Annotated in this window: 3 protein-coding genes; all 3 read left to right on the forward strand. The window is 75.7% G+C overall.

The features are described from left to right. Window positions 1-322 (forward strand): type I-U CRISPR-associated protein Csb2 (csb2, locus tag PKE44_RS13805; RefSeq protein WP_324552168.1); only part of this gene is annotated, 322 nt, incomplete at its 5' end. Then, window positions 319-3420, forward strand: coding sequence for a type I-U CRISPR-associated helicase/endonuclease Cas3 (cas3u, locus tag PKE44_RS13810; protein WP_324552170.1), 3102 nt, complete (start codon window positions 319-321; stop codon window positions 3418-3420). The genes csb2 and cas3u, both read left to right, overlap by 4 nt. Beyond that, window positions 3413-3656, forward strand: a 244-nt coding sequence (locus PKE44_RS13815) for a hypothetical protein (protein WP_324552172.1), incomplete at its 3' end; no start/stop codon positions are given. The genes cas3u and PKE44_RS13815, both read left to right, overlap by 8 nt.

The following is a 3656-nucleotide window of genomic DNA, read 5'->3' on the forward strand; positions in this document are numbered from 1 at the left end:
GACGCCGCTCGCCTTCGGCCACCACCCGCGCCCCGGTCACCCGCAGCGCGATGCGCTCGTGATCGTCGCGCGCCACTGCGCCGACCTCGGCCTGCCGGCACCGGCAGCGGTCCGCTTCGGGCCGGACAGCCGCCTGATCGGCGCGCTGCCGGCCGCGGCATTCCGGGAAGGCAAGGCCGGCGAACGCTGGTGCGGCCAGTTCCTCGCCCACGTCGAAATCGACTTCGCGCAGCCGGTCGCCGGTCCGCTGGTGCTCGGGGCCGGCCGGCACTTCGGGCTCGGGCTGATGCGCCCGCTGCCGCATCCGCGGAGGTGCGCATGAACGCCGTCACCACGCTGGCGCCGCTCGCCGCCGCCGACTTCGGCGCGTATTACGCCGCCGTGCACGGCTTCACGCCGTTCCCGTGGCAGCAGGCGCTGGTCGATCACCTCGCCGCCGGCCGCGGCTGGCCGCAGGCGCTCGATCTGCCGACCGCGGCCGGCAAGACCAGCGCGCTCGATGCGGCGCTGTTCCATCTGGCGCTCGAAGCCGGGCTGCCGCCGGCGGAACGCCGGGCGCCGCTGCGCATCGCGCTGGTCGTCGACCGGCGGCTGGTGGTCGATGGCGCCTTCACGCATGCCGGCAGGATCGCCGCGGCCCTCGGCGCCGCCGAGACCGACCCCGCCGCCGCCCCGGTGCTGCACGCCGTTGCCGCCCGGCTGCGGGTACTGGCCGGCACCACAGCCGGCAGCCCGGCGCCGGTGCTCGCGGTCGAGCGGCTGCGCGGCGGCGTGCCGCGCGAGAACGCCTGGGCCGGATCGCCGTGCCAGCCGCTGCTGCTGCTCTCGACCGTCGATCAGCTCGGCTCGCGGCTGCTGTTCCGCGGCTACGGCCTCAGCGAGTTCGCCTGGCCGCTGCACGCCGGCCTGCTCGGCGAGGACACGCTGATCCTGCTCGACGAGGCGCACCTGTCGCAGCCCTTCCACGACACCGTGCGCGCCATCCGCCGCTACTGCGGGGCCGACTGGCGCGAGACGCCGCCGCTGCGGCCGGTCGCGATCGTGCCGCTGAGCGCCACGCAGGGCGCAGCCGAAGCCGGCGATGCGCTGCGCCTGACGCCGGCCGATCACGCGCATCCGGAACTGGCGCGGCGCCTGCGTGCCGCCAAGCCGGCCGAACTGCTGGCCTGCAGGGCCGAGGTCTTCATCGACCGGCTCGCCGACAGCGCCCGCCGGCTGCTGGCTGCCTGTCCGACGACGGCGACGACGACGGCACCGCACTCACCGGGCGACACCGCCGACCTGTTCGCCGCTCCGGCACCGGCCGCGCCGGTGGTCGGCATCGTCGTCAACCGCATCGCCACCGCGCGGGCGCTGTACGCGGAGCTGCGCGGCACCGGCGATGCCGACGCGCTGCTGCTGATCGGCCGCATGCGTCCGCTCGATCGCGACCGGCTGGTCGAGGCATATCTGCCGCGCATCCGCGCCGGGCGCGCTGCCGGCGACAATCCGCGCCCGCTGTACGTGGTCGCGACGCAGACCATCGAAGTCGGCGCCGATCTCGACTTCGATGCGCTCGTCACCGAATCCGCGCCGCTCGATGCGCTGCGCCAGCGCTTCGGCCGTCTGAACCGGCTCGGCGCCCGCAGCCGCGCACCGGCGGCGATCCTGCACGTCAGCGATGCCGGCAAGGACGATCCGGTCTACGGCGGCGCCATCGCTGCCACCTGGAAGTGGCTGAACGCCGTCGCCGTGCAGCCGGCGAAGTCGAAAACCCGCGGCCAGCCGGCCGCGGCACCGGGGGTGGATTTCGGCATCGAGGCGCTGGCGGCCCGGCTGCGCGAGGTCGCACCGGGCGCGGACTGCCTGAGCCCGCGCCCGCAGGCGCCGGTGCTGCTGCCGATGCACGTCGATCTGCTCGCCCGCACCAGCCCGGCGCCGCTGCCGTCGCCGGAACCGGCGCTGTGGCTGCACGGCCCGCAGACCACGCCGGCCGAGGTGCAACTGATCTGGCGCGCCGACCTGCCGCAGTTGCACGCCGACGAGACTGGCGACCTCGATGACGACGGCCGGGTCGAGCGGGCCCGCGAGCTCGTCGCCGCGCTGCCGCCGTCCTCGCTCGAAGCGCTGTCGCTACCGGTGTGGACCGCGCGCGCCTGGCTCGCCGACAGCTCGCAGCCGGACGAAGGCAGCGACCTCGAAGGCGGGTCGGTGCCGGAAGATGTCCCGCTGCGCGGCGGCCGGCGGGCACTGCGCTGGAGCAGCGACGGCGCCACGCCGGTCGGCCCCCGCGCGATCCGCCCCGGCGACACGCTGATCGTGCCGGCAGCCTGGGGCGGGCTCGATGTCGCCGCCGGCGGCGCCTGGAACCCGGCGCTGCGCGAGGCGGTGCCGGATCTGGCCGAAGCGGCAGCGCGCCGGACACACGGCCGCACCGTGCTGCGCCTCGGTCCGGCCTGCGTCGCGCAGTGGCGGCTGATGCTGCGGACCGGGGCGGATGCCGAGGCACAGGCCGCCGCGGTGGCCGAAGCCGCGCAGCAGTTGCGCAAGCTCTTCGCCGAGGCCGACGACAACCCGCCGGACGCCCGCACGGTGCTCGATGAACTGCGCGGGATCGCCGCCCTGCCGGTGCCGGTGTGCGCGGCACTCGATGCGCTGGCCGCGCCGGGCAGGCCGCCGCGGCTGCTGCGCTACGGCGCCCGCACCCAAGACGCCGAGCTGAGCGGCTGGCTGCTGGCCGAGGCGCGGCCGGAGCGGGTCGCGGCCGACGATGGCGACGACGCCTCGCTGACCGTGCGCGTCGGGCTGGAGGCGCACTGCCGCGGCGTCGGCGATCAGGCCAGCCGCTTCGCCGAAACGCTCGGCCTGCCGCCGGCGCTGGTCGATGACCTCGGTCTGGCCGGTGACCTGCACGACGCCGGCAAGGCCGATCCGCGCTTCCAGGCCTGGCTGTACGGCGGCACGGCGCCGCCCGCCGCGCCGCTGCTGGCCAAGTCCGGCAGCCTCGACCGGCTCGACCGTCAGGCCGTCGCCAGCGCCCGCGATCTGGCCGGCTATCCGCGCGGCGGCCGGCACGAATGCGCGTCAGTGCAACTGCTGCGCGCCTACCCCGGCCTGCTCGCCACCGCCCACGACCCGGAGCTGGTCGAGCATCTGGTCGGCAGTCACCACGGCCGCGGCCGGCCGTTCCTGCCGGTCATCGACGACCCCGGCGCCGCAACGCTCGACGCCAGCTTCGAGCTGTTCGACCGGCGGCTGCGGCTGCGCGGACCGCACGGGCTGGAGCGGCTCGACAGCGGCTGGCCGGAACGCTTCGCGCGCCTGCAGCGGCGTTACGGCTGGTGGGGACTCGCCTGGCTCGAAGCCCTGCTGCGGCTGGCCGACCACCGGCGCTCCGAGGACGAGCGCCGGATGCGGCAGGAGGAAACGGATCATGAGTGATACGAACTGCCAGCACGCAGCAGCCCCCTGCCCGCCGCTCGCGCTGACCGGCCTTACCGGCAGTCATCCGCTCGGTGCGCTGGCAGCCTTCGGGCTGCTGCGCTGGAGCGCGGAGATTCCGGCGCTGCGCGGGGCGCGGCTGCACTGGGAGCTGCAGGATGACTGGATCGCGGTGCTGACGCCGCCGGCGCCGCTCGATGCCGATGCGCTGTGCCGGCTGCTGCTCGATGCGCATG

The organism is Plasticicumulans sp., assembly GCF_035331805.1.
In the GTDB taxonomy this organism is placed as follows: Bacteria; Pseudomonadota; Gammaproteobacteria; order Competibacterales; family Competibacteraceae; genus Plasticicumulans.

Coding starts and splice junctions, on each gene's coding strand:
- cas3u (WP_324552170.1), top strand. CDS start 319: ATGAACGCCGTCACCACGCTGGCGCCGCTCGCCGCCGCCGACTTCGGC.